Source organism: Streptomyces sp. ADI95-16, from assembly GCF_003721495.1.
Taxonomy (GTDB): Bacteria; Actinomycetota; Actinomycetes; order Streptomycetales; family Streptomycetaceae; genus Streptomyces; species Streptomyces goshikiensis.
This window is the reverse complement of the sequence record NZ_CP033581.1, coordinates 6679180-6691429: the sequence shown is the minus strand read 5'-3', so window position 1 is coordinate 6691429 and position 12250 is coordinate 6679180. Positions and strand designations below refer to the sequence as shown.

The 12250-nt window shown below is 73.7% G+C and carries 14 protein-coding genes; 6 read left to right on the top strand and 8 right to left on the bottom strand.

The window, feature by feature from the left end; genetic code table 11:
- Nucleotides 1–124: 124 nt before the first annotated feature.
- From EES41_RS29915 to EES41_RS29885, 7 genes are all read right to left on the bottom strand, one after another.
- Nucleotides 125–910, bottom strand: coding sequence for an urease accessory protein UreD (locus tag EES41_RS29915; RefSeq protein ID WP_123081107.1), 786 nt, complete (start codon nucleotides 908–910; stop codon nucleotides 125–127).
- Nucleotides 907–1602, bottom strand: a complete 696-nt coding sequence (gene ureG / locus EES41_RS29910; RefSeq protein ID WP_008741169.1) for an urease accessory protein UreG — start codon at nucleotides 1600–1602, stop codon at nucleotides 907–909. The genes EES41_RS29915 and ureG overlap by 4 nt, the downstream gene beginning before the upstream one ends.
- A 22-nt stretch (nucleotides 1603–1624) precedes the next feature.
- A complete protein-coding gene (locus tag EES41_RS29905) occupies nucleotides 1625–2305 on the bottom strand; it encodes an urease accessory protein UreF (RefSeq protein ID WP_123081106.1) in 681 nt (226 codons plus the stop codon).
- Nucleotides 2305–4026 (bottom strand): urease subunit alpha, encoded by a 1722-nt coding sequence (locus tag EES41_RS29900; protein ID WP_123081105.1) that lies wholly within the window; start codon nucleotides 4024–4026, stop codon nucleotides 2305–2307. The genes EES41_RS29905 and EES41_RS29900 overlap by 1 nt, the downstream gene beginning before the upstream one ends.
- Nucleotides 4019–4330, bottom strand: coding sequence for an urease subunit beta (locus EES41_RS29895; RefSeq protein WP_008741166.1), 312 nt, complete (start codon nucleotides 4328–4330; stop codon nucleotides 4019–4021). Before EES41_RS29895 ends, EES41_RS29900 begins: the two co-directional genes overlap by 8 nt.
- Before the next feature lie 14 nt (nucleotides 4331–4344).
- Nucleotides 4345–4647: an urease subunit gamma gene (locus EES41_RS29890; protein WP_073772635.1), complete on the bottom strand. Its 303-nt coding sequence runs from the start codon at nucleotides 4645–4647 to the stop codon at nucleotides 4345–4347.
- 342 nt (nucleotides 4648–4989) lie between these two features.
- Nucleotides 4990–5442: an ATP-binding protein gene (locus EES41_RS29885; protein WP_123081104.1), complete on the bottom strand. Its 453-nt coding sequence runs from the start codon at nucleotides 5440–5442 to the stop codon at nucleotides 4990–4992.
- Between the two features lie 197 nt (nucleotides 5443–5639).
- Here EES41_RS29885 and EES41_RS29880 point away from each other — a divergent pair, with 197 nt between their 5' ends.
- Both EES41_RS29880 and EES41_RS29875 read left to right on the top strand, forming a co-directional pair.
- Nucleotides 5640–6524: a helix-turn-helix transcriptional regulator gene (locus EES41_RS29880; RefSeq protein WP_123081103.1), complete on the top strand. Its 885-nt coding sequence runs from the start codon at nucleotides 5640–5642 to the stop codon at nucleotides 6522–6524.
- 12 nt (nucleotides 6525–6536) lie between these two features.
- The gene (locus tag EES41_RS29875; RefSeq protein WP_123081102.1) at nucleotides 6537–6758 is read left to right on the top strand and encodes a DUF397 domain-containing protein; all 222 of its coding nucleotides are present in this window, start codon (nucleotides 6537–6539) and stop codon (nucleotides 6756–6758) included.
- A 9-nt stretch (nucleotides 6759–6767) separates the two neighbouring features.
- Here EES41_RS29875 and EES41_RS29870 read toward each other — a convergent pair whose 3' ends face one another.
- On the bottom strand, nucleotides 6768–7964 hold the full coding sequence (locus tag EES41_RS29870) for an 8-amino-7-oxononanoate synthase (RefSeq protein ID WP_123081101.1): 1197 nt from the start codon (nucleotides 7962–7964) through the stop codon (nucleotides 6768–6770).
- Nucleotides 7965–8123: 159 nt separating this feature from the next.
- Here EES41_RS29870 and bioB point away from each other — a divergent pair, with 159 nt between their 5' ends.
- The 4 genes from bioB (at nucleotide 8124) to EES41_RS29850 (ending at nucleotide 12194) form a co-directional block, all read left to right on the top strand.
- Nucleotides 8124–9347 (top strand): biotin synthase BioB, encoded by a 1224-nt coding sequence (bioB, locus tag EES41_RS29865; protein WP_123081100.1) that lies wholly within the window; start codon nucleotides 8124–8126, stop codon nucleotides 9345–9347.
- Nucleotides 9340–10662, top strand: a complete 1323-nt coding sequence (locus tag EES41_RS29860) for an adenosylmethionine--8-amino-7-oxononanoate transaminase (RefSeq protein ID WP_123081099.1) — start codon at nucleotides 9340–9342, stop codon at nucleotides 10660–10662. Before bioB ends, EES41_RS29860 begins: the two co-directional genes overlap by 8 nt.
- Nucleotide 10663: 1 nt before the next feature.
- Nucleotides 10664–11383: a dethiobiotin synthase gene (gene bioD / locus EES41_RS29855; protein WP_123081098.1), complete on the top strand. Its 720-nt coding sequence runs from the start codon at nucleotides 10664–10666 to the stop codon at nucleotides 11381–11383.
- 136 nt (nucleotides 11384–11519) lie between these two features.
- The gene (locus tag EES41_RS29850; RefSeq protein ID WP_123081097.1) at nucleotides 11520–12194 is read left to right on the top strand and encodes a class I SAM-dependent methyltransferase; all 675 of its coding nucleotides are present in this window, start codon (nucleotides 11520–11522) and stop codon (nucleotides 12192–12194) included.
- Nucleotides 12195–12250 lie beyond the last annotated feature (56 nt).

Here is a 12250-nt window from a genome sequence, read left to right as displayed (position 1 = left end):
AGGGGGATCCTTGCGCCTGACCGATACCCGACAACAGAGGAGCGCAAGGTTCTTTGCCCAACCGATAACCGGAAAGACGTGTACCGCTCAGCGGTGTCCGATGGGTCCTGAAATCGGACGCCCGTCACCAGCCGTACGTCCGGCGGGCCGCGTCCAGCAGCTCCCGCAACCGGAGGGCGTCCGGGGCCAGCGCGGTCACCAGGACAGCGGGCCCGGCCAGCGGGGTGACCGCGGCGAACTCCCCCAGCACCGCGGCGGCGGCCGGGGCCTTCTCGAAGGCCGGGTCCACGACGAGGAGTTGGCCGAGCGAACGGTGCCCCGCCAGACCCGCCGGGCCGTCCCAGCCGGCGGGCGCGCCGGGTCCGCAGGCCAGCTCCTGGTCCAGCAGCGGGCGGCCCGCGCGGGTGACGGTGAGCCGGCTGCGCAGCAGGCCCCCCGGCTCCCCCGCGCGGCCCAGCACCTGCTCCTCGCGCAGCAGCAGCCGGGCCCCGGGGGCGAGCTCGGCCCGGGTGCGGACCCGCAGGTCGCTGCCGCGTACGGAGACCAGCGGCTCCGGCAGCCACCGCAGGGCCGCGTCCCCTTCGAGCGTCAGACGTACGTCGTACCGCGCGGGCTCACCGCCACGGCCGGGCAGTGCCAGGGTGGCCGCCGCCGTCGCCAGTGCCAGCCGGGCCCCCGCGCCGACGTCCGCCTCGACGGCGAGGTGGTCCCCGCCGAGCGGGGCGCTCATCGCGCCGACCAGCATGACCCCGGCCTCGGCGCCCTCCCCCCGGGTGCGGCGCAGCGCGAGCGGCCCTTCCCCGGTGAGGAGCGGCAGGGCGGTGCCGCCCCGGCCGTCGGCGGTGGCGCGGATCCGGGCGGTGGCCCGCACCCCCGCCGGGACGGGGGTGGCGGGGGGCGCGCTGGTCACCGTACGGCCCAGGCGGCGAACCGCTCGCGGATCCACGAGGCCACCGGGGCAACGCCCTCGGGGCCGCGCAGGGACTGGAAGGCGACGGGCAGTTCGCCGCGCTTCTCGGCGGCGTCGCGGGCCATCCGGCCGAGGTCGGAGCCGACGTGCGGGGCGAGGTCGGTCTTGTTGACGATGAGCAGGTCGGCGGTGGTGACGCCGGGGCCGCCCTTGCGCGGGATGTCGTCGCCGCCGGCCACGTCGATGACGAAGATCTGGGCGTCGACGAGGCCCCGGGAGAAGGTGGCGGTGAGGTTGTCCCCGCCGGATTCGACGAGGATCAGGTCGAGCGGTGCGTGCTCCCGGAAGGCCTCCTCCAGTTCCTCGACGGCCTCCAGATTGGCGGAGATGTCGTCGCGGATGGCGGTGTGCGGGCAGGCCCCGGTCTCGACGGCGGTGATCCGCTCGGGCGGCAGGACGGCCTCGCGGAGCAGGAACTCGGCGTCCTCGCGGGTGTAGATGTCGTTGGTGACGACGGCCATGGACAGTTCGGCGCGCAGGGCCCGGCAGAGCGCGGCGACGGTCGCGGTCTTGCCGGAGCCGACGGGGCCACCGAGGCCGATGCGCAGGGCGCGGCGGGTGCCGTCGGCCCGGAGGGGCTCGGCGCTGTGGGTGTGGCGGTGCGGGAAGGTCACGCCGTGGTCGAGGTGCATGGGGGTCTCCTTGGGGGGTGGCTCAGGACGCGAACAGGCGTACCGGCCAGTCGGCATGGATTTCCGCCGCGATCTCCAGCAGGGGCGAGGAGGCGTCGGGCAGCGCCTCCGTGCCCTCCGTCCGGGCGCGCCGGGCGGCCGCCGCCGCCTCGGCGGCGACGGCGTCGAGTTCGGGGGCGAGCCGGGCGAGGACCCCGCTGGCTTCGAAGGGGTCGAGGCCCAGCAGCCGTACGGTCGCGGTGGCGGGCCCGCCGACGCTCTCGTACGCGGCCACGTGCGCGGCGTCGAGCGGCCCGAGCCCGGCGGCCCGGGCCGTGAGGCCGAGCACCACGGGCTGGTGGGCCCCTCGCGGGAACGCGGCGGCCAGCGCGTCGAGTTCGGGCGCGGGCCAGGTGGCCCGGGCGGCCCGCATCAGCTGCCGGCCGAGCCGGCGCCCGGCGGTGCGCAGGGCGGGTGACGGGGTGCGGGCGTCGGCGGCGGCGTCGAGCTCCGCCGGGTCGAGTCCGAGGGCGGCGGCCGCGGCGAGCCCGGCGGCGACCAGGCCCGCGGTGTGCAGGCGGCCGCGGCAGAACTCGGCCAGGGTGGCGGCGTCGTGGATGCGGCCCGCCGCGCAGGCGGCCTCCGCCCCGCCGGAGTGGGCGTGCCCTCCGGCGGGGAAGCGGCCGTCCGCGAGGACGAGCAGGGCGGCGAGGCTGGAGGGCATCAGAAGAGGAAGTATCTCTGTGCCATGGGCAGTTCGGCCGCGGGCGCCGGCTCCACGACCTCGCCGTCGATGCTGACGGTGAAGGTGTCGGCGTCGACCTCGACCCGGGGCATGGCGTCGTTGTTGCGCATGTCCGCCTTGCTCACCTTGCGGGTGCTCTCGATGGCCACGAACTCCTTGCCCAGTCCGAGCCGTTCGGGCAGCGCGTCGTCGAGCGCGGCCTGTGCCGTGAAGTTGACGGAGTTCAGCCCGGGCGCCCGCCCGTGACTGCCGAACATCGGCCGCGGCAGTACGGGCTGCGGGGTCGGGATGGAGGCGTTGGCGTCGCCCATCTGCGCGTAGGCGATCTGGCCGCCCTTGATCACCAGCTCGGGCTTGACCCCGAAGAAGGCGGGGTTCCACAGCACCAGGTCGGCGAGTTTGCCGGTCTCGACGGAGCCGATCTCGCGGGCGAGTCCCTGGGCCACGGCGGGGTTGATCGTGTACTTGGCGACGTAGCGGCGGGCCCGCTGGTTGTCGGCGGGTCCGTCCCCGGGCAGGAAGCCGCGCCGCTTCTTCATCACGTGGGCGGTCTGCCAGGTGCGCAGCACGACCTCGCCGACCCGGCCCATGGCCTGGGAGTCGGAGGAGATGATGGAGATGGCGCCGAGGTCGTGCAGGACGTCCTCGGCGGCGATGGTCGAGGGCCGGATCCGGGACTCTGCGAAGGCGAGGTCCTCGGGGACGGCCGGGTTGAGGTGGTGGCAGACCATCAGCATGTCGAGGTGTTCCTCGACGGTGTTGACGGTGTGCGGCCGGGTCGGGTTGGTGGAGCTGGGCAGTATGTTGGGCTCCGAGACCACGGTGATGATGTCGGGCGCGTGCCCGCCGCCCGCCCCCTCGGTGTGGTACGAGTGGATGGTCCGGCCGGCGATGGCGGCGACGGTGTCGGAGACGAAGCCGGCCTCGTTGAGCGTGTCGGTGTGGATGGCGACCTGGGCTCCGGTCTCCTCGCACACGCTCAGGCAGGCGTCGATGACGGCGGGGGTCGCACCCCAGTCCTCGTGGATCTTGAATCCGAGGGCGCCGCCGCGCAGCTGGGAGTGCATGGCCTCGCGGGACATGGTGTTGCCCTTGCCGAGCAGCCCGATGTTGACGGGGTAGGCCTCCAGCGCGGCGAACATCCGGGCCAGGTGCCAGGGTCCGGGCGTGACGGTGGTGGCCTTGGTGCCCTCGGCGGGGCCGGTGCCGCCGCCGACGAGGGTGGTGATGCCGGAGGCGAGGGCCTCCTCGATGACGGTCGGGGAGATGAAGTGCACGTGGGCGTCGATGGCCCCGGCGGTGACGATCTTCCCGTTGCCCGCGATGATCTCGGTCTCGGGGCCGATCACCAGGGCCGGGTCCACCCCGTCCATGGTGTCGGGGTTGCCGGCCTTGCCGATGCCGCAGATCCGGCCGTCGCGGATGCCGAGGTCGGCCTTCACGATGCCCCAGTGGTCGAGGACGACGACCCCGGTGATCACGGTGTCGGGGGCGCCCTCGGCGCGGGTCGTGCGGGCCTGGCCCATGGACTCGCGGATGACCTTGCCGCCGCCGAACACGGCCTCGTCGCCGGAGCGTCCGGGTCCGCCGCTGAGGTCCCGCTCGATCTCGACGAAGAGGTCGGTGTCGGCGAGCCGGATCCGGTCGCCGGCCGTCGGCCCGAAGAGGTCGGCGTACACGGGACGGGAGAGCTCAGCCATCGAGCGGCCCCCCGGTCTCGCCGCGCAGCCCCGGGACGGTGCGCAGCCCGCCCAGGGGTACGAGTTCCACGGAGACCGGGATGCCCGGCTCGAAGCGGACGGCGGTCCCGGCGGCGATGTTGAGCCGCAGGCCGTGCGCGGCCCGGCGGTCGAAGTCGAGGCCCGGGTTGGCCTCGGCGAAGTGGTAGTGGGAGCCGACCTGGACGGGCCGGTCGGCGGCGTTGAGCACGGTGACGCGGGTGACGGGGCGGCCTTCGTTGAGGCGCACCGGGCCGTCCCCGTAGCGGATTTCGCCGGGGATCATGCGGGTGCTCCTCTTCAGACGATCGGGTCGTGGACGGTGACGAGCTTGGTGCCGTCCGGGAAGGTCGCCTCGACCTGGACGTCGTGGATCATCTCGGGAATCCCCTCCATGACCTCCTCGCGGCCGAGCACCGTACGGCCGGAGGCCATCAGCTCGGCCACCGTGCGGCCGTCGCGGGCCCCTTCGAGGATGTGGGAGGTGATGAGGGCGATCGCCTCGGGATGGTTGAGGCGGACCCCGCGCGCCTTTCGCTTCTCCGCAACGTCGGCGGCCACGTGGATGAGCAGTCTCTCCTGCTCGTGCGGTGTCAATTGCACTCGAATTCACCAAGCTTCCGGGACATGATCAACGTCGCGCCGAGCCGACCCTATGGGCCGTCAACACTTTGTTGACCTGCGCATATCCGAGCCAAGCGTGTCTTGCCCAACGCGGGGAAAGGCTTTCCGTCCCCACCACCGCCGCTTTGCACACTCATGGGTGATCATTGGTGAAGAGCCGTGGCGGCCACGCTAAGGCGCCCGTTTTTCGGCTGGGTTAACCCAGGTTTCGGGGAGGTTCCCTGAGTCCGGCGCACGCCCGCCCGGGCCCGGCGCCCGCCGGGGGTCCCACCGGGGTCCCACCGGGGTCCCGCCGGGGTCCCGCCGGGGTCCCGCAGCATTTCAGCAGCCGGTGACGGAGCTCTCGGCCGGGGCGTCCACGGTCCAGGGGAGCGCGATCCACACCGTCTTGCCGCCGTCCTCGGTGGGACAGACGGAGAGCCGCCCGCCCGCCTCGGCCGCGAGCCAGCGGATGATGACCATCCCGCGGCCGTTGTCCTGCTGCACTGCGGCCGGGAGGCGCCTCGGCCAGCGCGGATGACTGTCGGTCACCCCGACGCGGAGCCATTCCCCGCGCTCCAGCCGCACCTCGACGGTGAAGGTGGGCGACTGCCCGAAGGTGTGCTGGACGGAATTGGTCGCGAGCTCCGAGACGATCAGCCGGACGGAGTCGGCGATCTGGGCGTCCTCGGGCAGTCCCCACTCGCCCAGCACCTCCGCGACGTAGCGGCGGGCGGCGGCGACCGAGGCTGGGTCGCTCGGCAGAGTGATGGAGGCTTCCTGCTGATCTGCCATGACGACGTCCCTTTCCCACCGGGGCGGAGCCGTCCCGGATCTGTGCTGAGCGCCAGAGTGCCACCCATCGTCCCGCTGTTGTTGCCGTTCTCCCAAGACCTGCATATATCTGTCGCTCAATGCGGTGAACTCTGCTACGGAAGAGCGTATTTGGACGGAAGACCGGTGCGAGCCGTGCCGGTGGAAGGAGAGCGGGTATGCAGCACGGTCCCGCGGTGCGTCGGCGCAAGCTCGGCGAGGAGTTGCGCGCCCTGCGCGACCGGTCCGGACTCACCAGTGGTGAGGCGGCCCGGATGGTCGGGTGGCACCAGTCGAAAGTCAGCCGCATCGAGACGGGGCGCAGCGGGGTCAAACCGGAGGACATCCGGTCGCTCCTCGACGTCTACGGGGACGTGGTCAGCGCCCAGCAGCGCGCGCTGCTGGAGGCCCTGTCGGCCTCGGCGGCCGGGCCCGGGCCGGGGGCGGGCGCCGGGCGGGGCCGCGAGTGGTGGCACGACTACCGGGGGCTGCTGCCGCAGGAGTACCGGGACTTCATCAGCCTGGAGGCCGGCGCCCGCTCGGCCCGGACCGTGGAACTGTCCGTGGTGCCCGGTCTGTTGCAGACCCCGGACTACGCCAGGGCCGTGACCCGGGCGGCGCTGGGCGGGCTGCCGGAGCCGAAGGTGGACGCGCTGGTCGACGTACGGCTGGCCCGGCAGTCGGTGCTGCGGGCGGATCCGCCGCTGGAGCTGAGCGCGGTGCTGGACGAGGCGGTGCTGCGGCGGCAGATCGGCGGGCCGGGGGTGATGGCCGAGCAGCTGCGGCACCTGAGCGAGGTGACGGAGCTGCCCCAAGTATGTCTACAGGTGCTGCCGTTCAGTGTGGGGGGCCATCTCGGTCTGACCGGACCCTTCGTCATCTTTTCATTTCCGGACATCGCCGATCTGGATGTGGTGGTACTCGACCATTTGACGAGTAGCCTCTATCTGGAGCGGAAGGAAGACATCGAGGCCTACAGCGCCGCGTTCCGCGCGATCCAGGCCCACGCCCTCCCGCCCCGTGACTCGTCGGATCTGATCAGCTCACTCGCTGACGACGCGTAAGGAGGCACTCCCGTGTCCGCAACCCCGTTATCCACCAGCGGACTTCTGAGCAGTGCGCGGTGGCTGCGGAGCAGTCGCAGCACCGGAATGAACAACTGTGTGGAAACGGCCGCCCTCCGCGGCGGCCTGCTGGCCGTCCGCGACTCCAAACAAGCGGACGGCCCGGCCGTGCTCTTCACCGGGCCGGCCTGGGACGGCTTCCTCGCCTGTGTCCGGGCGGACGTGCTCGCGTAAGAGCCCCGCCTACCGGTCCGTGGCTCCGGCCGGAGCGGTCCGCAGGATCGTCTCGACGGCCCGGTCGATCTCGTCCCCCGTGAGATCGGCCCGAGCGGTCAGCCGCAGCCGGGACACCCCGTCCGGCACCGACGGCGGCCGGAAGCACCCCACGGACAGACCCGCCTCGCGGCAGTCGGCGGCCCAGCGCAGTGCCGCCGGAGCCGACGGGGCCCGTACCGACACCACGGCCGCGTCCGGCCGGGCCGCGGTCAGGCCGGACGCGGTGAGCCGTCCGTACAGCGCGGCGGCCACCTCGCGGGCCAGGCCGGCCCGTTCCGGTTCCCGCCGCAGCAGGCGCAGGCTCGCCAGCGCCGCTCCGGCGGCGGCCGGGGCGAGCCCGGTGTCGAAGATGAAGGTACGGGCGGTGTTGATCAGGTGCCGGATCACCTTGGCCGGCCCGAGCACCGCGCCGCCCTGGCTGCCCAGCGACTTCGACAGGGTCAGCGTGGCGACCACCCCGGGCGCGCCGGCGAGCCCGGCCGCGTGCAGCGCGCCGCGCCCGCCCTCGCCCAGGACGCCCAGCCCGTGCGCGTCGTCCACGATCAGGGCCGCGCCCTGCTCCCGGCAGGCGGCCGCGTACCCGGCGAGCGGGGCGGCGTCCCCGTCGACGGAGAACACGGAGTCGCTGACCAGCAGGGCCCGGCCCGTGTGCGCGGCCAGCGTCTTGCGCGCGCCGGCCACGTCGGCGTGCGGGACGACGGCGGTCTCGGCGCGCGAGAGGCGGCAGCCGTCGACGATCGAGGCGTGGTTCCCGGCATCGGATACGACCAGGGTGCCCCGGTCGCTGAGCGCGGTCACGGCGGCCAGGTTGGCGGCGTAACCGGAGGACAGCACCAGCGCGGCCTCGAAGCCGCAGAAGTCGGCGAGCTCCCGCTCCAGCTCGGCGTGGAGCTCGGTCGTACCGGTGACGAGCCGCGATCCGGTGGCCCCGGCGCCCCAGCGCTCGGCGGCCTCCCGCGCGCCCCGGACCGTCTCCGGGTGCCGGGACAGACCGAGGTAGTCGTTGCTCGCGAGGTCCAGCAGCGGTGAGGAGGCCGGGCGCGGGCGCAGCGTGCGGACCAGCCCCGCCCGCTCGCGCGCCCGCTCGGCGTCGTCGATCCAGGCGAAGACGTCCGGGGCCGGGCCGGGCTCGGCGGCCGCGGCGTCGGGGGTGTGCTGGGGCATCGGCGGCGTCCTCGCGTTTTGTCGGCTGTCCACAGACCTGCGAACGACCCTAGTGGGCGTGACCTCTGTGTCATGTGTGGTGATACACACACTCCAAACAGGCCATGTTGTCCGATCTCTCCTTGGCCGGGAGTGGTCGTGTGGTCCAGGATTCGGACCATGGACCTGCTGAACACCCTGGTGGACAAGGGACTGCGGCGTGAGCTGCCGACCCGCGAAGAGGCGCTCGCCGTGCTGGCGACCTCGGACGACGAACTGCTCGATGTTGTGGCCGCGGCCGGCAAGGTGCGCCGCCAGTGGTTCGGACGTCGGGTCAAGCTGAACTACCTCGTCAACCTGAAATCCGGGCTCTGCCCCGAGGACTGCTCCTACTGTTCCCAGCGTCTGGGATCGAAGGCGGAGATCCTCAAGTACACCTGGCTGAAGCCGGAGGAGGCCACCCAGGCCGCCGCGGCCGGGGTCGCGGGCGGTGCCAAGCGGGTCTGTCTGGTGGCGAGCGGGCGCGGTCCGACGGACCGGGACGTGGACCGGGTCGGCAAGACCATCGAGGCCATCAAGGAGGGCAACGAGGGCGTCGAGGTCTGCGCGTGCCTCGGCCTGCTCTCGGACGGCCAGGCGGAGCGGCTGCGCGACGCGGGCGCGGACGCGTACAACCACAACCTCAACACCTCCGAGGCGACGTACGGGGAGATCACCAAGACCCACACGTACGCCGACCGCGTCGACACCGTGCAGAAGGCGCACGCCGCCGGCCTGTCGGCCTGCTCGGGCCTGATCGCGGGCATGGGCGAGAGCGACGAGGACCTGATCGACGTCGTCTACGCGCTGCGCGAGCTCGACGCCGATTCGGTGCCGGTCAACTTCCTGATCCCCTTCGAGGGCACCCCGCTCGCCAAGGAGTGGAACCTCACCCCGCAGCGCGCGCTGCGCATCCTCGCGATGGTCCGCTTCGTCTGCCCCGACGTGGAGGTCCGGATCGCGGGCGGCCGCGAGGTGCACCTGCGCACGATGCAGCCGCTGGCGCTCCACCTGGCCAACTCGATCTTCCTCGGCGACTACCTCACCAGTGAGGGCCAGGCCGGTCAGGCCGACCTCGACATGATCGCGGACGCCGGTTTCGAGGTGGAGGGCGCCGGTACGACGACCCTTCCCGCGCACCGCTCCGAGGCGACGGCCGCAGTGGCGGCGGCGCCCGCGGGCGGGGCATGCGGCTCCGCTTCCGGCTCCGGGGCGGTTCCGGCCGCGGCGGGCTGCGGGTCGGCGTGCGGCGGCTGCTCGGGCCACGACGCGGCGCCCGCCCAGGCCGACGCGGGCGAGGTGCGCTCGGACCTGGTGGCGGTACGCCGTCGCGGCGCGGGGACGGATCTCGCCCCGAATGCCTGAGCGGTCCCATCCGTACGAGGCGCTGCCGGCCGCCGAACTGCTCGCGCTGGACCGGCAGCACGTCTGGCACCCGTACGGCCCGATGCCCGGGCGGCAGGAGCCGCTGATCGTCTCCTCCGCCTCGGGGGTCCGGCTGCGGATGGCCGAGCCCGTAGAGGGCCACGAAGAGCTGGTCGACGGCATGTCCTCGTGGTGGTCGGCGATCCACGGCTACAACCACCCGGCGCTGAACGAGGCGACGACCGCTCAACTCGGCCGGATGTCACACGTGATGTTCGGCGGGCTCACCCATGAGCCCGCCGTCCGGCTCGCCGCGAAGCTGGTCGAGATCACCCCGGTTGGCCTGGAGCACGTCTTCCTCGCCGACTCGGGCTCGGTCGCGGTCGAGGTCGCGGTCAAGATGTGCCTCCAGTACTGGCGCTCCATCGGCCGGCCCGGCAAGACCCGGCTGCTGACCTGGCGGGGCGGCTACCACGGGGACACCTGGCAGCCGATGGCCGTCTGCGACCCCGAGGGCGGCATGCACGAGCTCTGGTCGGGGGCCCTGCCCCGCCAGGTCTTCGCGGACGCCCCGCCCGGCGGCTTCGACGCCCCGGTGGACCCGGCGTACGCCGACCACCTGCGCTCCCTGATCGCCGCGCACGCGGACGAGCTGGCGGCCGTGATCGTGGAGCCGGTGGTGCAGGGCGCGGGCGGCATGCGCTTCCACAACCCCGGTTACCTTCGGGTGCTGCGCGAGCTGTGCGACGAGTACGGGATCCTGCTCGTCCTGGACGAGATCGCGACCGGTTTCGGCCGCACCGGCGCCCTGTTCGCGGCCGACCACGCGGGGATCACCCCCGATGTGATGTGCCTCGGCAAGGCCCTGACCGGCGGCTACCTCACCCTGTCGGCGACCCTGTGCACGCCGCGGGTGGCCGACGGGATCTCCGAGGGCGAGGTCCCGGTACTGGCCCACGGACCGACCTTCATGGGCAACCCGCTGGCCACGGCGGTGGCCTCGGCCTCGATCGACCTCCTCCTCGGCCAGGACTGGCAGCGCGAGGTCAAGCGCATCGAGGCGGGCCTCCTGGAAGGGCTGGCCCCGGCCGCGGACCTGCCCGGCGTGCGGGAGGTCCGGGTGCTGGGCGCGATCGGCGTGGTGCAACTGGACCACGCCGTCGACATGGCGGCCGCCACCCGGGCGGCGGTCCGGGAGGGCGTCTGGGTGCGCCCGTTCCGCGACCTGATCTACACGATGCCGCCGTTCGTCACGGGCGACGCCGACGTGGCCCGCATCTGCCGCGCGGTGTGCGCCGCGGCGAAGGAGGGCTGACATGCCGGTCGTCTTCATATCCGGAACGGGCACGGAGATCGGCAAGACGGTCGTCACGTCGGCGATCGCGGCGTCCGCCGTGGCCGCCGGCCGTTCGGTCGCGGTCCTCAAGCCCGCCCAGACGGGCGTGGGGCCGGCGGAACCCGGGGACGCGGCGGAAGTGGTCCGGCTGGCGGGGCCGGCGGTGACGGCGCTGGAACTGGCCCGCTACCCGGAACCGTTGGCCCCGGACACGGCGGCCCGGCGCGCCGGGCTGCCCACGCTCTCCCCCGCGCGGATCGCGGAGGCGGCGCGGCGGCTCTCCCTGGACCACGACCTGGTCCTGGTGGAGGGCGCCGGCGGGCTCCTCGTCCGCTTCGACGAGGCGGGCCACACGCTGGCCGACGCGGCGCGGCTGCTCGCGGCGCCGGTGCTGGTCGTCGCCCCGGCGGCCCTCGGCACCCTCAACTCCACGACCCTGACGGCCGAGGCCCTGCGGGCGCGGGAGCTGACGGGGCTGGGCGTGGTGATCGGCAGCTGGCCGGCCGCCCCGGACCTGGCCTGCCGCTGCAACCTGGCCGACCTGCCCGGCTCCTCGGGGCTGCCGCTGCTGGGCGCCGTCCCCGAGGGCTCGGGCGCGCTGTCCCCCGAGGCGTTCCGCGCCTCGGCCGCCGGCTGGCTGGCCCCGCGCCTGCACGGCACCTGGTCCCCGGAGGCCTTCCGCTCCGCCTGGCCGGCCTGACCCGGCGCTCGCGGCGCGCGCGGCCGGGCCCGCAGGACCCGGCGGCAGCGCCGCGCGGCCGTGCGGCGCTGCCGGGATGAGCCGACACCGGCGGGGAAAAATGGCAGTACGCGCCCCGTCCGCATGAGGAGGTTCCGTGCTCCGTCGCAGCCGCCCTACGCAGGATCCGGTCCACCATCCGCTGTTCGCCCGCTTCTACGCCCGGATGAGCGTCGAAGCCGACTCCCGCGCCGGGGTCGGGAGGATCCGCGAGGAACTCCTGGCCGGGCTGAGCGGCCGGGTCATCGAGATCGGCGCGGGCAACGGCCTCAACTTCGCGCACTACCCCCGCGCCGTGTCCGAGGTCGTCGCGGTCGAGCCGGAGCGGGTCCTGCGCCGGCACGCCGTGGAGGCGGGGCTGCGCGTCGAGGTCCCCGTCGACGTGGTGCCGGGCGCCGCCGAGGCCCTGCCGGTCAAGAGCGAGTCCTTCGACGCGGCGGTGGCCTCGCTCGTGCTGTGTTCGGTACGGGACCTGCCGCGCTCCCTTTCCGAGCTCCACCGCGTCCTGCGCCCGGGCGGGGAGCTGCGCTTCTTCGAGCACGGCCGCGCCCCCGGCCGGGGCATGGCCGCCTTCCAGCGCGTCCTGGACCGGACCGTGTGGCCTCGGCTGTGCGGCGGCTGTCACACCGCGCGCGATCCGCTGGCCGCCATCGAGGCGGCCGGGTTCACGGTCACGGCCGTGCGCGGCGTCCGGATCCCGGAGGGCGGACCCGCGCTGCCGTCCTCGTACTGCGTGCTCGGCACGGCCCGCCGGGGTTACGGCGCCGACTAGCCCGTGGCCGGTACGAAGGACGAGTCATCTCCTTTGCCCGTCCTTTACCATGTGTG